Annotated in this window: 27 protein-coding genes; 4 read left to right on the top strand and 23 right to left on the bottom strand. The window is 31.4% G+C overall.

The window, feature by feature from the left end; all coding sequences use genetic code 11:
• Positions 1-68: 68 nt before the first annotated feature.
• Positions 69-659, bottom strand: coding sequence for a helix-hairpin-helix domain-containing protein (locus SA378_RS10550; protein WP_318525949.1), 591 nt, complete (start codon positions 657-659; stop codon positions 69-71).
• 149 nt (positions 660-808) lie between these two features.
• Between SA378_RS10550 and SA378_RS10545 the strand changes: the two genes are divergently transcribed.
• The gene (locus SA378_RS10545; protein ID WP_318525948.1) at positions 809-2,095 is read left to right on the top strand and encodes a D-alanyl-D-alanine carboxypeptidase family protein; all 1,287 of its coding nucleotides are present in this window, start codon (positions 809-811) and stop codon (positions 2,093-2,095) included.
• Positions 2,096-2,139: 44 nt separating this feature from the next.
• Here the strand turns inward: SA378_RS10545 and SA378_RS10540 are convergent, their stop codons facing one another.
• The 8 genes from SA378_RS10540 to SA378_RS10505 form a co-directional block, all read right to left on the bottom strand.
• Positions 2,140-2,526, bottom strand: coding sequence for a RidA family protein (locus SA378_RS10540; RefSeq protein ID WP_318525947.1), 387 nt, complete (start codon positions 2,524-2,526; stop codon positions 2,140-2,142).
• 9 nt (positions 2,527-2,535) lie between these two features.
• A complete protein-coding gene (gene rsfS / locus SA378_RS10535; RefSeq protein ID WP_318525946.1) occupies positions 2,536-2,904 on the bottom strand; it encodes a ribosome silencing factor in 369 nt (122 codons plus the stop codon).
• Positions 2,901-3,410, bottom strand: coding sequence for a bis(5'-nucleosyl)-tetraphosphatase (symmetrical) YqeK (yqeK, locus tag SA378_RS10530; RefSeq protein ID WP_318525945.1), 510 nt, complete (start codon positions 3,408-3,410; stop codon positions 2,901-2,903). The genes rsfS and yqeK overlap by 4 nt, the downstream gene beginning before the upstream one ends.
• A complete protein-coding gene (nadD, locus tag SA378_RS10525) occupies positions 3,400-4,023 on the bottom strand; it encodes a nicotinate-nucleotide adenylyltransferase (RefSeq protein ID WP_318525944.1) in 624 nt (207 codons plus the stop codon). Before nadD ends, yqeK begins: the two co-directional genes overlap by 11 nt.
• Positions 4,023-5,483, bottom strand: a complete 1,461-nt coding sequence (locus SA378_RS10520) for a PTS system mannose/fructose/sorbose family transporter subunit IID (protein WP_318525943.1) — start codon at positions 5,481-5,483, stop codon at positions 4,023-4,025. Before SA378_RS10520 ends, nadD begins: the two co-directional genes overlap by 1 nt.
• A 9-nt stretch (positions 5,484-5,492) precedes the next feature.
• Positions 5,493-5,957: a PTS sugar transporter subunit IIB gene (locus SA378_RS10515; protein WP_318525942.1), complete on the bottom strand. Its 465-nt coding sequence runs from the start codon at positions 5,955-5,957 to the stop codon at positions 5,493-5,495.
• A 15-nt stretch (positions 5,958-5,972) separates the two neighbouring features.
• Complete coding sequence (locus tag SA378_RS10510; protein WP_318525941.1) at positions 5,973-6,371, bottom strand: PTS mannose transporter subunit IIAB; 399 nt, start codon at positions 6,369-6,371, stop codon at positions 5,973-5,975.
• Between the two features lie 68 nt (positions 6,372-6,439).
• A complete protein-coding gene (locus SA378_RS10505) occupies positions 6,440-7,282 on the bottom strand; it encodes a histidinol-phosphatase (RefSeq protein ID WP_318525940.1) in 843 nt (280 codons plus the stop codon).
• Positions 7,283-7,427: 145 nt separating this feature from the next.
• Here SA378_RS10505 and SA378_RS10500 point away from each other — a divergent pair, with 145 nt between their 5' ends.
• Positions 7,428-7,982: a hypothetical protein gene (locus SA378_RS10500; RefSeq protein WP_318525939.1), complete on the top strand. Its 555-nt coding sequence runs from the start codon at positions 7,428-7,430 to the stop codon at positions 7,980-7,982.
• Between the two features lie 218 nt (positions 7,983-8,200).
• Positions 8,201-8,902, top strand: a complete 702-nt coding sequence (gene sigK / locus SA378_RS10495; protein WP_318525938.1) for an RNA polymerase sporulation sigma factor SigK — start codon at positions 8,201-8,203, stop codon at positions 8,900-8,902.
• Positions 8,903-9,001: 99 nt separating this feature from the next.
• Here sigK and splB read toward each other — a convergent pair whose 3' ends face one another.
• From splB to mltG, 5 genes are all read right to left on the bottom strand, one after another.
• Positions 9,002-10,024, bottom strand: coding sequence for a spore photoproduct lyase (splB, locus tag SA378_RS10490; RefSeq protein WP_318525937.1), 1,023 nt, complete (start codon positions 10,022-10,024; stop codon positions 9,002-9,004).
• Positions 10,025-10,541: 517 nt separating this feature from the next.
• Positions 10,542-12,080 (bottom strand): S-layer homology domain-containing protein, encoded by a 1,539-nt coding sequence (locus SA378_RS10485; protein WP_318525936.1) that lies wholly within the window; start codon positions 12,078-12,080, stop codon positions 10,542-10,544.
• A gap of 262 nt (positions 12,081-12,342) precedes the next feature.
• A complete protein-coding gene (locus tag SA378_RS10480; protein WP_318525935.1) occupies positions 12,343-13,566 on the bottom strand; it encodes a U32 family peptidase in 1,224 nt (407 codons plus the stop codon).
• Positions 13,567-13,576: 10 nt separating this feature from the next.
• Positions 13,577-14,221 carry an O-methyltransferase gene (locus SA378_RS10475; protein ID WP_318525934.1) on the bottom strand — a complete coding sequence of 215 codons (645 nt, stop codon included), beginning with the start codon at positions 14,219-14,221 and terminating at the stop codon, positions 13,577-13,579.
• Positions 14,222-14,231: 10 nt separating this feature from the next.
• Positions 14,232-15,251 carry an endolytic transglycosylase MltG gene (mltG, locus tag SA378_RS10470; protein WP_318525933.1) on the bottom strand — a complete coding sequence of 340 codons (1,020 nt, stop codon included), beginning with the start codon at positions 15,249-15,251 and terminating at the stop codon, positions 14,232-14,234.
• 169 nt (positions 15,252-15,420) lie between these two features.
• On the opposite strand from mltG, the gene SA378_RS10465 reads away from it, so the two are divergent.
• The gene (locus SA378_RS10465; RefSeq protein WP_318525932.1) at positions 15,421-15,663 is read left to right on the top strand and encodes a hypothetical protein; all 243 of its coding nucleotides are present in this window, start codon (positions 15,421-15,423) and stop codon (positions 15,661-15,663) included.
• 213 nt (positions 15,664-15,876) lie between these two features.
• On the opposite strand, the gene SA378_RS10460 is transcribed toward SA378_RS10465, so the two are convergent.
• The 9 genes from SA378_RS10460 to SA378_RS10420 all read right to left on the bottom strand — a co-directional run.
• Complete coding sequence (locus SA378_RS10460; RefSeq protein ID WP_318525931.1) at positions 15,877-17,565, bottom strand: ribonuclease J; 1,689 nt, start codon at positions 17,563-17,565, stop codon at positions 15,877-15,879.
• Entirely contained in the window at positions 17,543-18,016 is a 474-nt protein-coding gene (locus SA378_RS10455; protein WP_318525930.1) for a Fur family transcriptional regulator, read from the bottom strand. Before SA378_RS10455 ends, SA378_RS10460 begins: the two co-directional genes overlap by 23 nt.
• Before the next feature lie 30 nt (positions 18,017-18,046).
• Complete coding sequence (locus SA378_RS10450; protein WP_318525929.1) at positions 18,047-18,298, bottom strand: DUF1292 domain-containing protein; 252 nt, start codon at positions 18,296-18,298, stop codon at positions 18,047-18,049.
• A 17-nt stretch (positions 18,299-18,315) separates the two neighbouring features.
• Entirely contained in the window at positions 18,316-18,732 is a 417-nt protein-coding gene (ruvX, locus tag SA378_RS10445) for a Holliday junction resolvase RuvX (protein WP_318525928.1), read from the bottom strand.
• Between the two features lie 7 nt (positions 18,733-18,739).
• Positions 18,740-19,687: an aldo/keto reductase gene (locus SA378_RS10440; protein WP_318525927.1), complete on the bottom strand. Its 948-nt coding sequence runs from the start codon at positions 19,685-19,687 to the stop codon at positions 18,740-18,742.
• A gap of 243 nt (positions 19,688-19,930) precedes the next feature.
• Positions 19,931-20,194, bottom strand: a complete 264-nt coding sequence (locus tag SA378_RS10435; RefSeq protein WP_318525926.1) for an IreB family regulatory phosphoprotein — start codon at positions 20,192-20,194, stop codon at positions 19,931-19,933.
• Between the two features lie 54 nt (positions 20,195-20,248).
• Positions 20,249-22,894 carry an alanine--tRNA ligase gene (gene alaS / locus SA378_RS10430; RefSeq protein ID WP_318525925.1) on the bottom strand — a complete coding sequence of 882 codons (2,646 nt, stop codon included), beginning with the start codon at positions 22,892-22,894 and terminating at the stop codon, positions 20,249-20,251.
• Positions 22,895-23,020: 126 nt separating this feature from the next.
• Complete coding sequence (gene nifU, locus SA378_RS10425; RefSeq protein ID WP_318525924.1) at positions 23,021-23,449, bottom strand: Fe-S cluster assembly scaffold protein NifU; 429 nt, start codon at positions 23,447-23,449, stop codon at positions 23,021-23,023.
• Positions 23,450-23,476: 27 nt separating this feature from the next.
• A partial coding sequence (locus tag SA378_RS10420; protein WP_318525923.1) for a cysteine desulfurase family protein occupies positions 23,477-24,437 on the bottom strand: 961 nt, incomplete at its 5' end.

Below are 24,437 nucleotides of genomic sequence, written 5' to 3'. Positions count from 1 at the left end.
ATTTGTGTTAATTTTACTTCTTCAATAAACATATTATCACCTCGTTATTTTATTATCATAAATAATTATCATTTCACTGTTATTGAGTCTTTAATTTTATCAAAAGTTTTATCACCAATACCTTCGATATTTTTAATTTCTTCAATAGAAGTGAATTGTTGTTTGTTTCTGTATTCTATAATTCTCTGTGCATAAATTTCACCAATGCCCGACAACGACATCAAAATTTCCTTTGATGCATTGTTAATATCTATTTTACCTTCATTTTCTTCATTGTACAAGGGTAAATCGACAATATTTTCCCCTTTTTCTAATATGTATATTTTTTCTCCATCAACTAATTTCCTTGCTTTGTTGAGATTTTTAGTGAATGCAGTTTCTTTAAGTCCACCTGCCTTCATAATGGCATCATTAATCCTGTCACCTTCTCTAAATTGGTAAACACCAGGATTTTTTACTGCTCCATCAATGTCAACAAAAATATATTCTGTTGAATTATGAGTATTCTCAACATTTTCCTCATTTTCTTCAATATTATCATTGCTTGTATAATTAATTTCACTCTCTTTACTTGACAGTTTAATCCCAACGGCTGTCATGATAAATAATGCAATGATTAAAACAACTGCAAGTCCTTTTTTGTAAATGCTGTTGTTCATAATAGCCCCCAAATATACAATCTTTTGGAATGTATTTAAGAATACAATTGTATTATACATTATATTGCTAAAAAAAACAAAATTTTTAATTACAAATTAAATTTTTTCTGCTATACTATTATTTGATTTGTTATGTAAGGAGTTTACAGATGATTAAAAAAGTTATTGCCTATTTTTTCGTTTTTTCTATTTTTTTGCTGAACACGAACAAAGTATCCGCTGAACCAAACATATTGAGTGATACAGCAATACTCATAGATGCAAAAACAGGAACTCTATTAGCTGAAAAAAATGCTGATCAAAAAATGTATCCTGCAAGTTTAACAAAAATAATGACAGCCATACTTGCAATAGAAATGGGAAATTTATCTGATGTATTAACAGTAGATGAAGATACTCCTTATGAAATTGAAGGAAGCCACATTGCTTTAGAACCCGGCGAAATATTGACTTTAAAAGATTTACTTTATGCATTGATGCTCCCCTCTGCTAACGATGCAGCTTCAGCAATAGCAAAACATTATGGTGGAAGTACAGAAAAATTCGTGAATTTAATGAATGAAAAAGCAAAAGAGCTCGGTGCATACAATACCCATTTTGCAAATCCACACGGACTACATGATGAAAATCACTATACAACAGCAGCAGATTTAGCTCTGATTACGAAGTATGCAATGACTAATGAAACATTCAAAAAAATAGTCAGCACTGTTAAATATGAAATTCAAACAACAAATAAAAAATCAGAGGTAAGATATTTCACTACTTTGAACAAACTTTTATACAACACAAGCTCTAACCAAATTTATGTAAACGGTGTGTATATAAGCCCTTTTTATGAATATGCTACCGGTGCTAAAACAGGCTACACTCCTGAAGCAGGTAACTGCTTAGTTGCAACTGCAACAAAAGATGGTACAGACTTAATTGCAGTAACTATGCACGGCGTATCCTTGGAGATGTATCAAGATGCCCACAACCTCTTTAATTATGGATTCAATGAATATAAAAGCACAACATTAATAAGTAAAAATACTTATATAAAAAATATTGAAATTAAAAATGGCGACAGCAGAGAAATATCAGTAATTACAGAAAGTGATTTAACAACTCTTATGAAAAAGGGTTCCGATAATAACATTGAATCCAATGTTGTAATAAATGATATAACATTGCCTCTTGAAAAAAATCAAGTTATTGGAAAAATTGAATATACATTGGATGGCGAAATTATAGGAAGCGTAAATTTAATAACTCCAATTAAAGTAAAAAGTACTTTAACCGAAGAAGACGGTGGAAGTTTTATTATGGGAATATTTAAATTTTTAGGAACACTTGTGATTTTTTCAGTAATTGCTTTATTTCTATTAAAAATATACAATGATATAAGAATAAAAATTAACAGAAGAAAAAGACGTAAAAAATACAACAGTTAAAAAAAATTCAGGGTCTCCTGAATTTTTTTGTTAATTCTTAATTATTAGTCAACAACCGCTATTGCATCGATTTCAACATTGCCATCCTTTGGAAGTCTTGCAACTTCAACACAAACTCTAGCAGGTTTATTGTCTTTAAACACTTCACCATACACTTCATTTATTAAACCAAACTGATTCATGTCTTTAATGTATACTGTGCATTTAACAACATCGTTTAATGTTGCTCCGCCAGCTTCTAAAATAGCCTTAAGGTTCATAAGCGATATCCTTGTTTCTTCTTTTATGTCACCACCATTGTAAAGTTCACCCGTTGCAGGGTTAAATGCAAGCTGACCTGATGCATATATAGTATTTCCTGCTTTTTTACCTTGTGAATAAGGACCTATTGCTGCTGGCGCATTGCTTGTTTGAATTGTTGTATTTGACATAACAACCTCCTATTTCCAATTTTTTATTCCATATTGTTCAACATCTAATAAATTATTATCCAGCCACAATGATTCAAGATCATAAATTTCTCTTTCATCTTTGTGGAAGACATGAACAATTATGTTGTCAGTTTCTAATAATATCCATCTTCCTGTATCAAAGCCTTCTTTGTAATAAAAATCTATTCCTTCTTTAGAACCTTTGCTTATTATCTCTTCAGCTATGGCAACAGTCTGTCTTTCGTTGTTTCCGCTGCATATTATGAAATAATCTGTTATTGAGCTTGTTTTTGACACATCTAACACTGTAAAGTTAAAAGCTTTTTTATCATCACTTGCCTGTAATATGATTTCTATGTTTTTTTTGTCTAAATTCATTTTTTCTCCTTTAAAAATCTAAGTGTATTTATTGATTCTATATTAAGTTCTTGGTTTCTTCTTTTTACATACTCGATTGTGCTCTCTAAGGCATTTATTAAAGCATCATCAATATTGTTATAAGCAATTCTCCTAAGATCTTCAACACCTTCATAATGTCTGTTTGGCTCAATTTTATCTGCTATAAATATTATTTTTTCCAAAATAGTCATATTTTCTCTGCCGGTTGTGTGATACAATATTGCATTTATTATTTCTTCATCATCAATATTGTAAACCGACCTAGCTAACATTGCACTTGTACCGGCATGAGTCAAATTATCATTTTCTTCCTTATTATTTGATTTCCCACAATCATGAAGCAGCCCTGCAATTTTAGCTTTCTCTTCATCAACTCCATATATTCGAGCAAGCTTTCCCGCTTCTTCCATAGTACTTAAACAATGATTGTAAAGTTTAGTACCTACTGAACTTTCCAAAATTTCTTTCATTCTATCATAATTCATTATTGTTCTCCAAATACAAATTATTCTTAATTATATATTGTTCCACCGATTCGGGCAATAAATACTTTGCTGATTTCCCATTTTTGAATCTGTTTCTTATATCTGTAGATGAGATTTGCAACATTGGTGCTTGGAGCAGTTCAATATTTCCATTAAAATTTTTCTCAATTGCTGCAATATTTTCTTCAACTATTTCTTTACTTATTCCCGGACGTGATACCGCTATAAATTTACACAACTTAAGAAGTTTCTCCGGTTCGCGCCAGTTTGGCAAATTAATTATAGCATCAGCACCTGTAATAAAATAAAATTCTGTATCTGTATATATATTAATGAGTTCTGCTATTGTATTTAAAGTATAGCTTTTTTCCGGATTTTTAATTTCAATGTCTGATACAGTAAATTTATTATTAGACAAGGTAGCCAGCGTTGCCATTAAATACCTGTCCTGTGAACTTGCTTTAGTTCCATTTTTATGGGGAGGATTTCCTGAAGGTATAAAAATTATTTCATCCAGTTTAAATATATTTAATACTTCATTTGCTATAACCAAATGTCCTAAATGAATAGGATCAAATGTACCTCCCATAATTCCAACTTTTCTGCTTTTCATCATAAGCTCCTCTTGTTTTTAGCAAATACATAGATAATTGAAATTACTGCAATAAAAGCAACATATATAATATTGTCATAAAAAACTTCATTTTCAAGAAGTATTAGTTTTCCTAATGAAACTCCCGTTATTCCTGCAAAAATGTATGCAAAATACAGCTTAACCTTACTGTTTTTTACAAAGTTAATTCTTTCTATTAAACTTTCTTTGCCTTCATAATAACCCTTTATCCAGCCTGTATAAGAAATAAACAAAATCGAACATGCCAGATAAATCATGGGCAATAAAGCCAATAAATAGCTGTGATCCAAACAAACCATTACAGACAAGGAAATAAATAAAGGAGTTAAAACAACTTGAGTATAAGAATCTCCAAGACCGGCAGCGATACCCATCATTCCTTTTTTGATATATGTTATGTCACTGATTTCTTTGTTTTTATCACTTGTATTTTGTTCCTCTAAGGATATTATATATCCGTGAATCGGCGTTCCCATATTTGGTTCTGTATTAAAAAACTCAGCATGCCTGTGTATTGCATCTGATATATCAGATTTATTACTATACAGCTTTTTGAAAATATTTTTCATGCTGTGTGCGAAAGCCAATCCTTGCAACCTTTCATAACTGTAGCACGAATGAGAAAAATTCATCCAAATAAACCATGAATATATTAAATCACTTTTATTTATATTATTGTTTTTATTATTTCTTTTATTATTGTTGCTGAATATTTTTTTGTTTAATAATAAAAACAAAATAATTACAAAAAATATCAAAAACCAATAAGATTTTGGATTAAAAATAAAAGTCAGTGAAAACGCAATAAAGAAAATTATAATGTTATATTTATTTTTAATAGAGTATAGAATATTTCCAACAGATACAAATGCTAACAACAATCCTGTTAAATATAAAATTCCTTTAATATTTACATAATATTTCAAAATAAAATCACTAAGCAAAAGCAGTATTCCAATTGCTGCGACAATAACAGCAGTACTCATTACATATAACAGTAATTGAGGAAAAAACCCGTTATATAAGCTAATGTCAGGATTAGTATTTGCATCATAAGCTTTTTCATATTTTTTTACGAAAACAGAATTAATATTTAATCTGTATTTCCATATTAATACGCCCATAAACCCAAAAGGATATGCAATTGCTGCTGCTTCAATGGGTGAAATATTAAATAATATCGCAGCTGCAGCTCCGATTATTGCAGTAAGGCATTGATCTCCCTTAAAAGATCCCCCTGTTGATACAAAATTTAAATATATTATATTTACAACAGCACCTGCAAGCATTCCCAATTGTGCATCACCCAATATCAATCCTGTTATCAATCCCGATATCACAGGTCTGTAGATTGTATAATAACCAACACCAAAAGAAAGTGCAGTACTGCTTGCCCAAAAATATAAAATGCTAAGTAAAAAATAATAAACAAACATCATTTCATTTACCTATTCAACAAATAATGCTTTGTCATTAGGAAGCATTTTAATTTCAACCTCAATATTTTTCTTCTTCAAATCTTTTAAAATATTCAATTCATCGTCACTTAAATGTATGGAATTTAAAAACCTTTTTCGTCCCGGCGTATTCCCCAATCCCCCAATATTCACCTTATTTATCGGTACATTTAATTCAATTAACTCAGAAATATTTTCAATATATCTCGAAAGGATAAGAACCCTTGATCCATCGTCATAATTTCCCAAATAATCTGCTGCTTCATTTACAGCTAAAACCTGAACAGCAAGATTGTCGGGAGCTGCGTCTTTTATAATTGTTGCCATAAATTCATCCTTCGCATATTCATCATCAACAATTATTATTTCATTAATTTTAAGATAAGGTATCCAGGATACAACAACTTGACCGTGCAACAGTCTATCATCTATTCTGGTTAATACTATATTTTTCATTATTCCTCCGTTGTATTAGTCTGTTGAAAATTTCTCATTTACAAATACTATGCTTTTTTTACCGTTTTTAATTATTTTTTCTGCTACTTCTTCCATAGTATACGAATCTCTGCTCACTGCAATATCAATAAACAGCGGAAAATTGATACCTGTTATATGATAGAAATTCCTGTTTTTCATTGTTCTGACAACTGCATTGTAAGGACTTCCCCCATACATGTCCGTAAAAACAATCAAATCGCCCTTAGATAGTTTGTCTACAGTTGTTTCAACCTGACTTAACAGTTCTTCGAAACTTTCTCCATGATGAAATGATATACTCTCTGCATCTTCGATTTTTCCTATAATTAATTCAGAGCTTTTTAATAATTCTTTTCCGAAATCTCCATGTGTTACAAGTAAAATATTTATCATTATTTCATCTCCTCATTGTAGTATTTCATTATAACATAAATTCATATTTATTTCACATAATTTCCTTATTAAATTTTTTGTTTTTTCCAACCTTCATTAGTCAAATAAGTTATACTATCAAATCCCAAATCTTTAACAAGTTTGTACATCTCAGTGAATTTGCAATCTATCCCCTCTATAGTATGAGCATCAGAATTTATAATTACCGGAATGTTCCTTTCCTTTATCATTTTCAATATGAATGTTGAAGGATATTGCTCTGAAGTATATCCCCTTGCAATTCCACCGGTGTTTATTTCTATCGATGATGATGTGTTTTTTATTGCATCCAGACACTTTTCAACTGCTTTAAAATACCAAATGTCATTTTCGTCAAAAATTATATTTTTTTTATTGTTCTTTTTCAAAAATTCTAAGTGGCCTATAATCGGAGGTTCGTATTTTACTGCCATTTCTGAAATCAAATTATAATAAGTTTCAACTGCAAATCTAGCATCTCCGTTAAAACTTTCATTTATCCCTTGTAAAAGTTCTTCGATATTATAATCAACAGTCCACATAATCCCATTTTTAAAATATCCAAGATAATGAATAGAGCCTATGTAGTAATCAAGCTTTTTCATGAGAGATCTTGATGTTTCATCAAAACCGATTCCAGGAATGTAGTCGAGTTCCATCCCTAAGAAAACTTCAATGATGTCTTTATATTTTCTTTTAAGAAAATTTATTTCGTCAATGTATTTTTCAACTTTGTCTAATTGTATATTCCATTCTGAAACAAAAGGTGTTGGACCATGTGTTGAAATACCTATTGATTGAAAGTTGCTTTTAACTGCTGCTAAAATCATATCTTCAGCAGAGAATTTTCCGTCACAATAAGTTGTATGAGTATGTAAATTTGTTAAATGCATTAGCCTTCCTCCATTTGTCTTTTACTATATTGTAATTGAAGTTCCTGAAATAGTAAAGAAACAATTTTCATATTTAATTCACTAATATTAATTTCTTACGTATATTAATTATATGAAATTACAATACAAAATTTTGGAGGATATTATGAGTTATTCAAATTATAGAAATAACATGCCACATTACAATTCAATGCCTTATAGTTGTGATCCGATAAATACGAGTTACACATCAGTCATGTCACCATACAGAAACATGTATACAGCAAACAACTATCCACCTATGCCTTTCATGACTAATAACGCTATGCCTACAATGCCTAATATACCTTATATGCCAACAATTCCAGAAGACTATTTTCCATTTATACCAGATAGTGAAATGAACTGCATGCCAAACAATGCTATGCCATCTATGCCTCAGATGCCAAACGGTAATATGCCAAGCATGCCTGGAATGCCTGGAATGCCTGAGTTTAATTTACCTGATGGTGATCTTCCTGCATTGCCTGCTATGCCTGGTGACGGTAACTTCTATCCCGAAATGCAAGTTCCGGAAATGAATAACGGTACCATGCCAATGGAGATGACATGTGAACAGCTCATGGAAATGATGAGACGCATGAATTGCAACATGGAACATATGTATAACATGAACAACAACACTCAAAATAGAACTACAACTAATAATAAAAACCACTAAATTTATTATGTAATATTCAAATACAGTAATGTATTTGAATATTACATAACATTTTTTTTATGTTAACAACAATATTATTTAAGGTCGAATTATATCATATTTTATATATTGCCTGAAAAATAATTTATTTCCTTAAAATAAAATTTTTAAACATAAAATGTGTACATACAGATTTTAATATTTTCTGCATATAATATATAACTCTGGGGGTGTTTTTTTTGATAGAAAATGTATTGCAACTAATCTTTCCATTGTCAATTTTCATCTTCGGTTATATAACCAACGGAAGTTCATTTCCTCAACCTTTAAACAAAGATGAAGAATTTGAGCTGATACTAAAATCGAAAAAAGGAGATAGAGAAGCACGAAACACTCTTATAGAAAGAAATCTCAGGCTTGTTGCCCATGTAATAAAAAAATACAAGACCGTCGGCATAGACCAAGAAGATTTAATATCTATAGGAACTATTGGATTAATTAAAGCAGTTTCAACATTTGACAACAACAAAGGCATAAGGCTTGCAACATATGCAGCCAAATGCATCGACAACGAAGTTCTAATGACTATTAGAAGCGATAAAAAGTTAAAAAAAGAAATTTCCCTGCAGGGGCCTTTGGGAACAGATAAAGAAGGAAACAACATATATCTTATAGATATTATTAAATACGAAGGTGAAGAAATTGTTGGAAGATTAGATAAAGAAGAAAAAATAAAAGCATTGGATGAAATATTAGATAAAACTCTTCAAAAAAGGGAAAAAGAGATAATAGAAATGAGATACGGCATAAGGAACAATGAGCATAAAACTCAGAGAGAAATAGCGAAGCTTCTTGGAATATCCAGATCCTACGTATCTAGAATTGAAAAAAAAGCATTAAAAAAACTGTATGACGCACTTGTTTCAAACGTTGGGAATTAGTACATATTTTAAATGCATTCTTTAAAAATACAGAATTAATGAAATCCTGCCATTAGCAGGATTTCATTAATTTAAATTAACTTGATTACCACATCTAAGTCATATAATATATTTAACTTCTTTATTAATAAATAATTCTTCTATCTCTTTTATAAAAAAATGTTTTATTTCAACTATACTTTCTTGGGGATATACATACTTCCCATATCCAAATTGTCCAAATTTATACTTGCGATCTTCATCATTCATAGGTAATGTGGTTTCAGGAAATACTTGAAGTATTCTATTTTTAGCTGTTGTGGTATACCGATGAGAAATAATCTCAAAAGTGACTGGAAATTTTAAATCATTTGGAAGTTCACTGCTTAATTTCAACAACAAATTATGATACTCTTGTTTCCAATTAGGGTAAATAAATATAGGAGCAATTAAAAATCCCATAGGGTACCCTGCCCCAGCAACTTTAATACTTGCTTCTATTCTTTTATCGCAAGATGCTGTAAAATGTTCATATTTATTTATAACAGAAGACGTATTAATACTAAATCTAATTTCTGTATGACCATTATGTTCTAAGTTAAGCAATGAATCTATATCATTGTACTTTGTCACAAATCTAAATCTAGCATTATTGTTATTGCCAAAGAACAATATTGCTTTTTTCAACGAATTCGTATAAGGTTCCACAGGTACGGGGTCAGATGTGGCAGCCCCTTCAAATACAGTAATATCCGGTAATCTTTCATTTATGTATTTCTGAGCTTGATTAAGAATATCATCTACATTAACATGAATTTTCACGAAAGGCTTATCACCTAACATAGTATTTAAATAGCAATACTGACATTGACCCATGCATCCTGATACTAAAGGAAGTTGATAATGGGCTGAAGGTTTACATGATTGAAACTTTAAACTTTTCTTAGTTCCAACAACTAAAGTCTTCTTACCTTCCTTATATTGAGCTGATAAATCATTGCCTGGAATGTTTTGCTTAAGTTTATTAGAAGTCAAATTTATGATTTCTATATTTTCGTTGTCTTCAAAATTAGCTAGAACTTCCTTAGCCATGTCATATTCCAATGAATCTTTTTCAAATATAATTCTTTTAGGTATAAACATATTAATACTGATAAAATAGCCTATTAACCATCTTATTTACTCCTATCTTTCTATTAAAATATTTTTAGTTTTTCAATTCTAACCAAGCGCACTCTAGTATTTTTGCCAATATAGATACTATTTATACATTCTAAGGCTAACTACTCACTAACTGTCTCTTGAATCCTGACAAATAATAAGATAATATCGTAATTTATGTATATGGAAAACAGGAGACATTTGATGAAAAAATTCAAAAAAATTTATATTGAAATAACAAATATATGTAATCTGCAGTAGAAAAACTTTGCAGAAAATGTGGATATAGAAAAAAATTCGGAATGCAATTTCAACTTTAAATCATTAATTATAACAGTATAACAGAGACGGTCATTTTTGATTGATGTGAATTAACAATCAAAATGAACCGTCTCTGTTGTCTCCGGAATACTTGTTATACTCTCTTATTTAACCAAACTATTGCTTCTTCAATAACTTCGTCTTTTACCGGTTCATTAAGTATTTCTGACAAGCTTTCTTATTTAAATTCTATACTGATTACACCCATGAATTTATCATTTGTTATGTCAACAGCAGTATATTTTATTTCAACAGTGCTTTCATCATTTGATTTAAATGTTAATTCATTTAAATCATTTATTTTATATGATACATCTTCTTTTGCTAAAACATTATTATCATAGTCTAAATAAAGTTTACCTACTGTTGTACCAGGAAGATCTGTAAATGTGATTGTTTTAAAATTATAATCATCATCTAAATCATCTAATTCTGCAGATAAGTTAAAATTAATTGCAGTACTGGTACTTGTTAATCCTATTGTTTCAATTTCAAAGTCTTCTTCTACTGAAATTTTGACATCTCCGGGATATGTTTCTCCATCTTTGTCAAAGATAGTATATTCAATAACTGTATTTCCATCATAGTCGTTAAATGGAACAAAAATTATATCGTCAATTTCATCAAGTTCAAATTTATCCAATGCTTCAACTTCTTCAACAGTTTCCGGTTTCCCATCGCTATTATTATCATAATATAAAGTACCAATTTCATCTTCAGGAAGAATGAAAACTATATAATCAAACACTTCATTAGTCTCATTTTTAAATACTTTTCTAAATCTATAGTCATTAAAATTAAATTGTGTATTTTCAGTTGTAGTAAAACCTATACTTTTTAGTTGTTCTAAATCTTCAACTGTAATTTCAATCAAACCAGTATAAGATTCACCATGTGTATCAATGGCATAATATTCAATTTCAACAATACCGCTGTAATTTGCATACGGTACAAATGTTATTTTATCTATTGATAATTCAGTATCATCAGCCAGTACATAAAATTCTGAATCTTCTGAATCGATTTTATATGAATCGTCTTCATCGTAATCATAGTACAAATCACCATTATTTTCAGGAAGCTCAAACTGTACATAATCCAATTTGTATCCGGTATCATCACAAATATCTTTAAAAGCTTCAGTAAAATCTTCAGCTTCGAAAGTTTGCAATGAATCTTCATCAACAGTGTATTCTATTACGCTATTTTCAATTTCATCAGTTGGTTCTTCTACGTCAAAACCACCCTCTCCAGTAAGAACGTAGTAAAGCATCGCTGCTATTTCCTCACGAGTTGCAGGTGCTTTAAGTTGTTTATCAGTATATTCAAACTTAACATTTTCAGCCAGAACAATATTACTGTCAGCTGCTTCTATTGAACGTTCTATAAACAATATTGCTTCGCCTATAGTTACATATTTATTTGCATTGAAATGTTTTCCATCCCCCTTTGCTATTCCAAGAGATTTAGCCGTAGCTATTGCATCATAAAAATAGCTGTTCAAAGGTACATCTGGAAAATTTTTATTTTCAATCATTGTGCTCAACTTAAAAGCTCTCACAATCATTACAGTCATATCACCACGTTTTACATAATCCTCCAAACCTAATTCACCGTTACCATATCCTTTAATTATACCATTGCCTTTCATATATTCAGCAGCTTCTTCATAATTAAAGTTATATTCTGCTAATTTTTTCAGGTGTCCCGGTGGCATAGCAAATACTGCGGAAGTTAATGTTAGTTATAATACTACCACTAAAGCTATTATTCGTGAAACCATTTTTTTGTTCATCATATTACCTCCAGTTTTTTATTGCCTTTATAGGTGTTACAATATATGTTTCGTTATAATCAGTAAATTTTTTGGGGTAGAAAAAAATAAACAACATTTAAATTTATATTCAAAAACAAAAAACTTTATATGATATAATCACATAAAGCTTAATTTAAATATTTAGCACTGTTGTCTCTATCTTTTATTCTTCTACTTTTTTTCTTAGAATAAAATATGGTTCCACTTCATTTTCTATTTCCATTTTGACTATTTGCTGTGCATGAGGAGCTGATTCTATTTTGTTTCCCTTTTCATCTTGCATGTTTGTGGCTTTAACTTCAAAATGTCTGCCTTTTGGGCCAAAACATTCCAAGGAGTCACCTTCGCTGAACTTGTTTCTTTGTTCAACTACAGCTGTTTTTGTATCCTTGTCATAGGATTTGACTATGCCTACTACATCATATGTTCTGATGTAGCTGCTTGATGTATAAAGCTGTCCATCCTTGTATGGATTGCCAAAGAAAAATCCGTAAGAAAAATCTCTGTGTGATGATTTTTCTACTTCTTCTTTCCAATATTTTGTATTTCTTTCACTCTCAGGTTTTTCCAGCTCATCTAAAGCATTTCTATATGAACGAACTGCAATTGCAGTATAGTATTCGCTTTTGTTTCTTCCTTCTATTTTAAGGGCTTTAATGCCTAAATCTTTAAACTTCTGCAAATGCTCAACCATGCACATATCCTTGGAATTCATTATGAATGTTCCTTCTTCATTTTCTTCTATAGGATAATATTCACCAGGTCTTTTTTCTTCAACTAAATTGTATTTCCATCTGCATGCTTGAGCACAATCACCTTTATTTGAATATCTGCCGGTCATAAAGCTACTTAACAAACATCTTCCGGAATAAGAAATACACATTGCACCGTGTACAAATGATTCAAATTCCAAATCGCTTGGTGAATTTTTTACTATGGCTTCTATTTCCGGGAATGATAATTCACGGGCTAAACATATACGGCTTACTCCTTGTTTATACCAAAAGTTTGCTGAATGAAAATTTGTTGTATTCGCTTGAGTACTTAAATGAATTCTCATGTCAGGCACTGTTTGTTTAACAACTTCTATTACGCCTGGGTCTGCAACTATCAATGCATCGGCACCAATTTTTTCTAAATATTTCAGATATTCTTCAAGTCCTAGTAAATCATCATTGTGTGGTGCTATGTTTACTGTTATATTTGATTTTTTGCCATTCTTGTGACAGTAATCAACTCCATATTCTAATTCCTTGTTTGTAAAATTTTTCCCTGCCGCTCTCATTCCCATTGTTTTTCCGGCAAAATATATTTCATCTGCTCCGTATTCTACTGCCATAATTAGTTTATCTAAATTTCCGGCAGGTGCTAATAACTTTGGTAACATAATTTCTCCTTTATTTTATCAATGTAACTGCCAATCCATCCCCTAAAGGAAGGACCGATGTAATGTATCTTTCATCATGTGATATATATTCTAAATAATTTCTTAGATTTCTTACCAGTGTTTTCTTTCTTCTCACAACTAAATCATCTGTTGCAATCATTCCTTGATAAAGCACATTGTCAGAAATTATAATTCCTCCGGGTTTCATCATTTTACAGCATTTATCAAAAAATGTTTTGTAATAACTTTTTGCTGCATCAATAAAAGCCATGTCGAATGTTCCTTCTATATTTTCTAAATTCTCTGCAGCATCACCAAAAATAACTTCAATATTTTTTTCCAGTCCAAAATCTATTATGTTTTTTAAAGCTTCTTCATAAAACTTTTCGCTTCTTTCCAATGTTACAACATTGCCTTCATTTTTCATGACCTGACTCATAAATATGGAAGAATATCCTACATTTGTTCCTACTTCTATTATTCTTTTTGCATTTAATTGGTTTATAGTAAGTTTTATAAACTGTCCAACTTCTTTGTGAATTATAGGAAGACCTCTGCTTTCACAGTATTCCCTGAATTTCTCCAATTTTTCATCCTCATTTATTATGAGGTTTTGTATATAGGTATCTATATATTCTCTGTTTATATTGTCCATTATTTCATCCTTATTTTAAGTACTCATTTGCTGCATTTATATGTTCATCATAACTGTTTGAAAAATAATGTGATCCGTCTCCTTTTGCAACAAAAAACAAATAATCAACATCCGCAGGCTTAAGTACTGCTGTAACTGATACTCGTCCAGGAGAATTGATAGGTGAAGGAGGCAAACCATCTACAACATATGTATTATATGGTGAATCAATTGCTATATCATCTAAGGTAAGTCTTTCCTTCCATTCTCCATGAGCATAATTTACTGTAGCACAGGACTGAAGTTTCATGTTGATGTCAAGTCTGTTTAAAAAAACTGCTGCAACTTCATCTCTTTCTTCATCAAGGAGAGCTTCTTTTTCCACAATGCTTGCCAAAGTCATCGTTTCTTCAAAGTTTAACTTTGAATCTTTGAGAAGAGGTTTTATTTCTTCAACATAAAATTTATCAAATTGTGCAAGAAGCAATTTTATTATCTCTTCTTCGCTGGCATTAACATATACATTGTATGTGTCAGGCATTAAAAAACCTTGAAGATTTGTCATATCCGGGTTGTCTTTTAAAAATTCAAAATCGTCGTTATATATTTGCCCATCTCCCATGATTTCAACAAGCTTTTCATAATTCAAACCTAATTGTTCTGAAATGGATTTAGCAGATTCTTCTTTTGTAAGACCTTCAATAATTGTAATATTTGCAGTATTGCCTGAACTTCCTCCCATTATGAGAGCATTCAAAAGTTCATCTGCATTCATATTTTTAGAAAGAATATAAGTTCCTGCTTTAAGCTTGCTGTCTGCTTCTGTTTTTCCTGCATAATATTTGAAAGAACGTGTATTTTTTATTAAATTATTTTCATACAATATTTCAGCTATATCACCAGTTGTGCTTCCAGATGGAATTTCTACTACTATCTCTGTATCATCTTTTATATCTACAGGCTGCAAATTTTCTTTTGTGTAATTATCAATATATATAAATACGCCAGCTACAGCTATTAAAACAACAAGAACAGTTATTATTTTTCTCATAATGCCTCCATTTAAAATGAAATTCACTTAATAAATATCGAAATCCATTAAATTATACAACCTTTCAAGCACAATTACAATATATCATTTTTTTGATTCTTAATGAATAATATTTTACAAGTTGGTTATTATAATAATGCTTATTACTTCAAAGAGAGGGCTGGTTCTTTTGGACAGATTGAACTTGGGTGACGCTCCCAATACGAAGAAGATTGATGATTTAAGCGTATTTAAAATGAAAATGGATGGGCAATATAGTTTATCCAGTGACTTTAATGATAAACAAAATCCAAATATTAATATTCTTTCAAAAAAAGAGAATACAAGAATGGAAAATAAAAGTATTGTAAATAATAAACCATCCCAATTCGGACCTGTTTTGGGTGTTAACTTTCACAATTTAAGAAAGTAATAAGCACATAAGCAACCGGTGATTAATTCACCGGTTGCTTTATGTATGCCCTAACCCCTTTTTTCAGAGTGTTTTTTCTGAAAAATGGCGGTAGGTCAACCGCAACGAGTTCCCGATTTATGAGAGCGTCAGCGAACTGATAAATTGGTGAACGAGACTGCGTATGCCCTAACCCTGTTTTTCAGATATTAAAAAAAGGACAAAGTCCTTTTTTTATTGTGTGAAATCTTCTACGTCAACTTCTATAATAATTGGCAATATCATAGGGTTTCGTTTTATTTTCTCATAAATAAAGCTACTTAAAGCATCCTTAATAATCATTTTTATATTGTTCCATTCTTTTACATTTGTTTCTTCACATTTATTAAGAGCCTTCCTCACAACTGATTTTGATTCTTCAATCAAATCAATGTTTTCACGCACATATATAAATCCTCTTGAAACAATCTCAGGTCCTGCAAGAACTTTTCCAGTACCCTTTTCAATTGACAACACTACTATTATTAAACCATTTTCAGATAAAAGTTTTCTATCGCGAAGTACAATATTACCTACATCACCAACACCAAGGCCATCAACTAAAATATTTCCTGAAGTGACCGAACCATTTTTCACAATAGATTTTGATGTAATTTCAATTACATCTCCATTTTTTCCAATTATAGTATTTTCTTTAGGAATTCCCATTTCCTCTGAAAGCCTTGCATGTTGAACAAGATGCCTGTATTCTCCGTGGACAGGGATGAAAAACTTTGGTTTAACAAGTGATAGCATTAGTTTTAATTCATCACGTCTTGCATGGCCGGATACGTGAACTTGTGTCACTGCATCATAAAGTACGGTCGCCCCTTTTTCATAAAGCATATTTATGACCCTTGAAACAGTTTTTTCATTGCCAGGTATTGCACTCGCAGAAATTATTACTAAATCACCTGACTTTATCTGTATTTTCTTATGGTCATTGTTAGCCATACGAGTTAATGCTGACATTGGCTCACCTTGACTTCCAGTTGTTACTATGACTATTTCGTTGTCTTTTAAACCTTTTAATTCATTTGCATTTATCAATGTTCCTTCAGGAATATCTAAATATCCAAGTTCCTGTGCTACTTTCACAGTATTTATCATACTTCTTCCTGATATTGCAACTTTTCTCCCATACATTACAGCAGCATTTATGACCTGCTGAACACGATGAACATTCGAAGCAAACGTAGCAACCAATATTCTGGATTGACTTTCTTTAAATACATCTAAAAACTTATCTCCAATTGTTCGCTCCGAAACACTGAATCCTGATCTTTCAACATTTGTACTGTCGGACATCAAAAGCAGTACTCCCTTTTTTCCAAATTCGGAAAAAGTTCCAAGGTCGATTACTTCTCCATTTATTGGAGTGAAATCAATTTTAAAATCACCTGTGTGAATTATTGTTCCAATAGGAGTATTAATTGCCATACCTACTGAATCAGGTATGCTGTGGTTGCTGCTTATAAATGTTACATTAAAGCACCCCAAATTAATTGTTTGACCTGCTTCGACCACATTTAAAGATGCATCTTCAATTTTATGTTCTAAAAGTTTGTTTCCAACGAGTCCTAAAGTAAGCCTTGTTCCATATATTGGTACATTGATTTTTTTCAACAAATATGGAATATTGCCTATATGATCTTCATGACCGTGTGTCAATAAAATACCTTTGATTTTATCTTTGTTTTTGATTAGATATGTTATATCTGGTATTACAATATCAATACCAAGCATTTCATCATCCGGAAATGACATTCCGCAATCTATAACAACAATATTGCTGCCATATTCTATAACCGTCATGTTTTTTCCAATTTCACCTAATCCGCCGAGGGGTATAATCTTTAATTTATGTTTCTTTTCTGTTGCCATTTTCATTCTCCTTATTTCTGCATTGACTGCAGATTCCGGTGAACTTGACTACGTGATTTAAAATTTCAAAATTGTATTGTTTTTCAATTATTTCTTCCAATGAGTTCATTAAGTCTTCTTTGACTTCAATGATTTTGCCACATTTTTTACATAATAAATGATGATGTTGATGAATTTCATTGCTATTAGGAGATAATATTTCATATCTGCTTAATCCATCATCAAAGTTATGCTTATAAACAAGACCTATTTCTTCAAAAAGTTGAAGCGTTCTGTAAGTTGTTGCGATTCCAATTTTAGGGCTCCTGTCTATCACTAGTTCATAGAGTTCTTCTGCGCTTAAATGCTTATCATTATTCTCCATGAGAATTTCATATATCGTATTTCTCTGAACTGTAATTTTACAACCATTTTCAGACAGTAAATTTACCAAGTAATCCGCGTCGCTCATACTATCACCCCAAAATTCAATTATATTTGATTATATTAAATCATCCGCTATTCCTTCATAAACTTCTATTACTTCCTGAATTTCTTCTTCGTCTTCAACCGGAATGAATATTCCATTGCCGTCTTCTGCTTCTTCTAAATAGAATATCATGCCTTCATCAGAGCCAATTTCATGAAGTACTGCATACATAGTATCATCAATATGAAATGTAGCCTCAACAACTAATTTCACTGAATTCCCTTCATCATCAATCAACTCAACAATATTATCATTATCTTTCATACTTATCTCCTAAGGCATTAAAATTTAGTTCTCTGCATATAACCTGATAAAATTTCAACCGCGGCTAATTTGTCTATTACTTCTTTTCTTTTCTTTCTTTTAACATCAGCGTCTATTAACATTCTTTCTGATATAGATGTGGTAAATCTTTCATCTTCAAGCTCAACAGGCAAATCTATGTGATGTTTCATTTTTTCTAAAAACGCCAGCACTTTTTCACCTTGAATGCCCACTGTTCCATCCAGCATTTTGGGAAGACCTGCTACAATTTTAGTAACCTGATATTCAGCAATTATTTTTCTGAGCTCATTTATATCGTTCTTAAAATTTGTTCTTTTTATGGTAGTAACCCCTTGTGCTGTATACATTAATAAATCACTTACAGCTACCCCAATAGTTTTATCCCCAACATCTAGACCCATTAATCTGTCCATAGCTACCTCACACAATTTTGATATAAAAACCCGCACATTCACCGGCGCAATAACTGCACAAAATACATTTGTCCATATCAACAACACATTTGCCATTAATAATCGAAAGAGCATTTTGTTTGCACTTCTTAACGCATTTTCCACAACCAATACAATACTCTTCTACTACTAGAGTTCTCTTTTGATTTCTAATTTTGTCTTTTATATTAATATTTAACTCATTGTTTTCTAAATAAGCGATATTTGCATCAATTTCTTCTTTTGTGCTCATACCTACAGCTATAGAGTCTATCACACTTAAATTATTTGCAAAATCAAAGGCAGATTTTGCATCATTTATAAGGTGACCTCCTCCATATATTTTCATTGCCATGATAAATTTATTGTTTTCCTTTGCTACTTTTACGGCATTTAACATATCTTCTATTGTACCATCTTGAATTCCGATACCTTTTATATTCAGCAATGGAAATACATATTCAATTTCTTTAAACTTTATGCTGTCTAAAACAGCTTCAACTCTGTGAGTTGATATTCCAAAATGTTTTATTATTCCTTGTTCCTTGTATTTCATGAATCGTTCAACTGCCTCATAATGTCCTAAAAAATTATTGCCGTTGTCTTGTTCATGAAGCATAAATACATCCAGATAATCTGTATTCATTTCCTTTAAAGCCTTATTAACACTATATTCTGCCGTCTGCTTGTCATATGCATAGCTTTTTGTAGCTATACTTAGTTTAACCCTGTCTTTGTCTTTTATGAATTCTTTTAAAATATTATAGTTGTCATAAAGCTCAGCTGTGTCAAAAAAATTAATTCCTTGTTCATAAGCATAATTTAAAAGTCCTACTCTGTGTTCATCAGTAGCACCATTTTGTAAATAACTTAACGCTAACGTTCCATAGCATAATTTTGATACATGTTCTTTTTCAAATAAATTTATATATTTCATTTTTTCGCCTTCAGCTACTATATGTAATCGTAATATAAAAGAGTTGCTCCGCAACTTCGCTAGGGGGACCTATGTCCCCCTTCGGCGTAAAAACGCATACGCGTTTTTGACTTTGCACCCCCCTAACGGCAAGGACGTCCCGTCCTTTGCAATCCTCGTTTTTATATAGTAGGAAAGAAAACTTTCCTACTATATAAAAGAGAGCAGTATACAAACAAACATATACTGCTTTCTAGCGTAATTTTAAAGGTCTATTACATCTAAATAAACATTTAATATTTCTTCTAACAGTTCGTCTCTCTCTATTTTACGTATTAAACTTCTTGCATTGTTATGATTTGTTATATAAGTTGGATCTCCAGATAAAATATATCCAATGAGCTGGTTATTAGGATTGTATCCTTTTTCTTTAAGTGACTGATAAACCTGTGATACAATTTCCCTAGCTTCATTTAATGATTCCAGATTGTAATCGAACTTTGCTGTGTTATTTACATTGCTATCCATAAAAACCACCTCTTTACATAACCTAATTTATTGTACTACACTTTTGTAATTAAATCAAATATTAAATTTAATTAACAATTGTTCTTTTACTGCTTCTAACGCTTCGTCTATTTTTTCTGGATTCTTTCCTCCAGCTTGAGCAAAATCAGGTCTTCCGCCACCGCCGCCACCGGCAGTTTTCGCAGCTTCTTTCACCATATTTCCTGCATGTATTCCTTTGTCTGTCAAGTCCTTAGTTACAGAAGATACAAATAAAACTTTGTCTCCCATGTCTGAAGCTAATATAATGGCACAGCTTTCATTCTTATCTTTGATTTTGTCTGCTATTTCTCTTAAAGAATTTGCATCCTTGTCTTTGAACTTAAGGGCAAATAATTTAATGCCATTAATTTCTTCAAATTGATCGAGTAATTGACCTATATTTTTCTTAAGAATTTCATTGCTCAGTTTGTGAATTTCTTTTTCTTTTTCTTTTGCTTCTTTCTTAAGTGTGTTTACTTTTATAGCTAGTTCTTCTTTTGTTGATTTCATTGACAAACATAATTCATCGATTAATTTATCCAGTTCGCTTAAGTATTCTATTGCTGCTCTACCTGTAATAGCTTCAATTCTTCTGACACCTGATGCAATGCTTCCTTCAGAAATGATTTTGAACATTCCTATTTTTGAAGTTTCGTCAATGTGAGTTCCTCCACAAAGTTCTTTACTGAAATCTCCAATGCTTACAACTCTTACCATTTCTTCGTATTTCTCATCAAATAAAGCTGTAGCTCCAGATTTTCTAGCTTCATCAATATTCAATACATTTGTAGATACTTGATAATCCGCAAGTATTGCTTCATTAACACGTCTTTCTATTTCTTTTAATGTTTGCTGATCAACTTGTTCAAAATGTGTGTAATCAAATCTGAGTCTGTCTTTTGAAACATATGAACCAGCTTGGTTTACATGTTCACCCAACATTTCTTTTAATACTTTATGAAGCAAATGTGTGCAAGTATGATTTTTTGCAGTGTTCTTTCTTTGATCAACATTTATTTCCGCAAATACTTTATCTCCGACAGATACACTGCCTTTAACAATATTTGTTTGATGAAGAAATATATTTTTTTTGAATTTCTTAGTATCTGTTACCACTGCCTCCATACATTCGGCAGTAAGTTTTCCTGTATCTCCTGTCTGCCCGCCGCTTTCTGCATAAAATGGTGTTTTATCAAGAATTATTATTCCTGACTGTCCTTCAACAATTGTGTTAACCTGTTCACCATCAACAACAATTGCAACAACTTCAGAATTATCGGATAACTTAGTATATCCGGTAAACACAGTCTTAGGTGTATCTAAGCTAAATTCTTCATCTTTCCATCCGGAACTGCCAGTTTTCTCTCTTGCTTCTCTTGCCATTTGTCTATGTTCATCCATAATAGCAACAAATTCTTTTTTATCAAATTTAAAGCCATTTTCATTTAATATTTCTTCAGTAAGTTCTGAAGGAAAACCATATGTATCATAAAGTCTGAAAGCAACCATTCCATCAAATACTTTCTTGTCTGTTTCTTTCATTGAATCTATTTCTTTCATTAAAAGCTCAAGTCCTTGATCTATTGTTGTTTTAAACTTTTCTTCTTCTAACTGAACAACTTTCAATATGTAGCTTTCTTTTTCTCCAAGTGTTGGATATGCTTCTTTCCATTCATTAATTACAACTTTCACAGTCTTTGTGAGAAAATCGTTTTGTATTCCCAAGGATTTTCCTTGACGGATTGCTCTTCTTATAAGTCGCCTTAATACATATCCCCTGCCTTCATTTGATGGTATTATTCCATCACCTATCATGAATGTTGCAGCTCTTGAATGGTCACAAATAATTTTCATAGCAGTATCTTTTTTATTGTCAACACCATATTTAACAGCCGATATTTCTTCAACTTTATTAATTATGGAAATAAGCGGAACTACATCAAAAACAGTCGGTTTTCCTTGAAGAACTGAAGCAACTCTTTCAAGTCCCATTCCTGTGTCTATATTAGGATTTGGTAGAGGATGGTACACTCCTTGTTCATCTTTATCAAATTGAGTAAATACCAAATTCCATATTTCAATAAATCTATTACAGTCACAGCCAGGTTTGCAATCCGGTGAACCGCATCCTCTGTCAGCACCTGTATCATAGTAAATTTCAGAACATGGTCCGCTTGGTCCTACTTCAAGTTCCCAGAAATTATCGTCTTTTCCTAATTTAACAATTCTTTCTCTCGGTATTCCTACATTGTTGTGCCACATATCAGCTGCTTCATCATCGTCTTCATAAACCGTAACCCATAGTCTGTTTTTATCTATTTTCAAAACATCTGTTAAAAGCTCCCACGCCCATGTTATAGCTTCTTCCTTGAAGTAATCTCCAAAAGAAAAGTTCCCAAGCATTTCAAAAAACGTTAAATGCCTTGCGGTAATTCCAACATTATCTATGTCTCCAGTCCTGACACATTTTTGACAAGTCGCCATTCTTTTAGAAGGGGGAGTTTCTGCACCAGTAAAGTATTTTTTTAAAGGTGCCATACCTGCTCCAATAAGCAGCAAGCTTTTATCATTCTTTGGAATTAAAGAAAAACTTTGCTCAGTTAAGTGACCCTTACTATTAAAAAATTTTAAATATTCTTTTCTTATGTTGTTTATGGAAAATCTATCTAGTGTATCCATTATTCCTCCGCTTCTTATACGATCATTTATGTTATTAAGAAATTATAATGTATTCTTTCCCACATTGTCAACTATATTTATACCAAACAAGAAAGCGAAGTCAAAAATCTAACTTCGCCTAACTTATTATTGGCAATGCATTCCCTCATCTTCAGGCTCGTAGTTTTCTAATCCTTTGATTACTTTATTAGTTTTTTGTGAATAATCAAACAATGCTGATTTTACTGCCTGTTCAGCTAAAACCGAACAATGCACCTTTACCGCCGGAAGACCTTCTAAAGCTTCAACAACAGCTTTATTTGTAAATTCTACAGCTTCATGAATACTCTTACCTTTTATTAACTCTGTTGCCATGCTTGATGAGGCAATTGCTGAACCACATCCGAATGTTTCAAACTTTACATCCTCTATTATTTCATGGTCATTAATTTTTAAATAAATTTTCATTATGTCTCCGCATTTTGGATTTCCAACCTGACCAACTCCATCTGCATTTTCTATGAATCCCACATTTCTTGGATTTCTGAAATGATCCATTACTTTTTCTGTATACATATTATTCCTCCGCTATTTTAGTTAATACTAATTGCTTTTCTTAAAATCTTCATCATTTTTTATTGGTGATATAGTTCTTAATCTGGCTATTATTTTTTTCATTATTTCCACTGTAAAATCTATGTCTTCCTCTGTTATTTCTTCACTTATAGTAAAACGGATTGAACCATGCGCTGTTCCGTGATCAAGTCCTGTAGCTAAAAGAACATGAGATGGGTCCAACGAACCAGAAGTACATGCAGAACCACTTGATGCTGAAATTCCTTCCATATCCAGTAAAAGCAATATAGATTCGCCTTCAACATATTTGTATGAAAAATTAACATTATTTGGGAGTCTCATAGTTGGATGTCCATTGAGAACAACATCAGGAATACCAGCTTTAATTCCTTCTATCAATTTATTTCTCAAGTAAGTAAGTTTTTCAACATGTTGATTGAAATCTCTTTTTGCTATTTCAACAGCTTTTCCATATCCCACTATATTTTGTACACCTTCAGTTCCGGCTCTTCTTCCGCTTTCCTGACCACCACCATGAATAAAATTATCAATTTTAACGCCTTTTCTTATAAACATGCCACCAACACCTTTTGGTCCGCCAATTTTGTGAGCTGACATTGACATCAAATCAATATGTTGTTTCTTTACATCTATTTTAACACTACCCAAAGCTTGTACTGCATCAGTGTGAAATATAATTCCTTGTTCCTTTGTAATTTCACCGATTTGTTCTATAGGCTGGATAGTACCAATTTCATTATTAGCAAACATTATAGAAATTAAAATTGTTTCAGGTTTTATTGCTTCTTTTAATTGCTCTAAATTTATCATTCCATATTTGTCCACATCAAGGTACGTTGTTTCAAATCCAAACTTCTCCAGATACTCACATGTATGAAGCACTGCATGATGCTCTATTTTAGTAGTTATAATGTGTTTTCCTTTGTTTTTATTATCAAAAGCAACTCCTTTTATAGCCCAATTATCT

Origin of the sequence: Sedimentibacter sp., assembly GCF_033447055.1 — a bacterium.
Lineage (GTDB): Bacteria > Bacillota > Clostridia > Tissierellales > Sedimentibacteraceae > Sedimentibacter.
This window is presented reverse-complemented; position numbering and strand designations above follow the sequence as displayed.

Coding starts and splice junctions, on each gene's coding strand:
- SA378_RS10550 (WP_318525949.1), bottom strand. CDS start 659: ATGAACAACAGCATTTACAAAAAAGGACTTGCAGTTGTTTTAATCATT.
- SA378_RS10545 (WP_318525948.1), top strand. CDS start 809: ATGATTAAAAAAGTTATTGCCTATTTTTTCGTTTTTTCTATTTTTTTG.
- SA378_RS10540 (WP_318525947.1), bottom strand. CDS start 2,526: ATGTCAAATACAACAATTCAAACAAGCAATGCGCCAGCAGCAATAGGT.
- rsfS (WP_318525946.1), bottom strand. CDS start 2,904: ATGAATTTAGACAAAAAAAACATAGAAATCATATTACAGGCAAGTGAT.
- yqeK (WP_318525945.1), bottom strand. CDS start 3,410: ATGAATTATGATAGAATGAAAGAAATTTTGGAAAGTTCAGTAGGTACT.
- nadD (WP_318525944.1), bottom strand. CDS start 4,023: ATGAAAAGCAGAAAAGTTGGAATTATGGGAGGTACATTTGATCCTATT.
- SA378_RS10520 (WP_318525943.1), bottom strand. CDS start 5,483: ATGATGTTTGTTTATTATTTTTTACTTAGCATTTTATATTTTTGGGCA.
- SA378_RS10515 (WP_318525942.1), bottom strand. CDS start 5,957: ATGAAAAATATAGTATTAACCAGAATAGATGATAGACTGTTGCACGGT.
- SA378_RS10510 (WP_318525941.1), bottom strand. CDS start 6,371: ATGATAAATATTTTACTTGTAACACATGGAGATTTCGGAAAAGAATTA.
- SA378_RS10505 (WP_318525940.1), bottom strand. CDS start 7,282: ATGCATTTAACAAATTTACATACTCATACAACTTATTGTGACGGAAAA.
- SA378_RS10500 (WP_318525939.1), top strand. CDS start 7,428: ATGAGTTATTCAAATTATAGAAATAACATGCCACATTACAATTCAATG.
- splB (WP_318525937.1), bottom strand. CDS start 10,024: ATGTTTATACCTAAAAGAATTATATTTGAAAAAGATTCATTGGAATAT.
- SA378_RS10485 (WP_318525936.1), bottom strand. CDS start 12,080: ATGCCACCGGGACACCTGAAAAAATTAGCAGAATATAACTTTAATTAT.
- SA378_RS10480 (WP_318525935.1), bottom strand. CDS start 13,566: ATGTTACCAAAGTTATTAGCACCTGCCGGAAATTTAGATAAACTAATT.
- SA378_RS10475 (WP_318525934.1), bottom strand. CDS start 14,221: ATGGACAATATAAACAGAGAATATATAGATACCTATATACAAAACCTC.
- mltG (WP_318525933.1), bottom strand. CDS start 15,251: ATGAGAAAAATAATAACTGTTCTTGTTGTTTTAATAGCTGTAGCTGGC.
- SA378_RS10460 (WP_318525931.1), bottom strand. CDS start 17,565: ATGGCAACAGAAAAGAAACATAAATTAAAGATTATACCCCTCGGCGGA.
- SA378_RS10455 (WP_318525930.1), bottom strand. CDS start 18,016: ATGAGCGACGCGGATTACTTGGTAAATTTACTGTCTGAAAATGGTTGT.
- SA378_RS10450 (WP_318525929.1), bottom strand. CDS start 18,298: ATGAAAGATAATGATAATATTGTTGAGTTGATTGATGATGAAGGGAAT.
- ruvX (WP_318525928.1), bottom strand. CDS start 18,732: ATGGACAGATTAATGGGTCTAGATGTTGGGGATAAAACTATTGGGGTA.
- SA378_RS10440 (WP_318525927.1), bottom strand. CDS start 19,687: ATGAAATATATAAATTTATTTGAAAAAGAACATGTATCAAAATTATGC.
- SA378_RS10435 (WP_318525926.1), bottom strand. CDS start 20,194: ATGGATAGCAATGTAAATAACACAGCAAAGTTCGATTACAATCTGGAA.
- alaS (WP_318525925.1), bottom strand. CDS start 22,894: ATGGATACACTAGATAGATTTTCCATAAACAACATAAGAAAAGAATAT.
- nifU (WP_318525924.1), bottom strand. CDS start 23,449: ATGTATACAGAAAAAGTAATGGATCATTTCAGAAATCCAAGAAATGTG.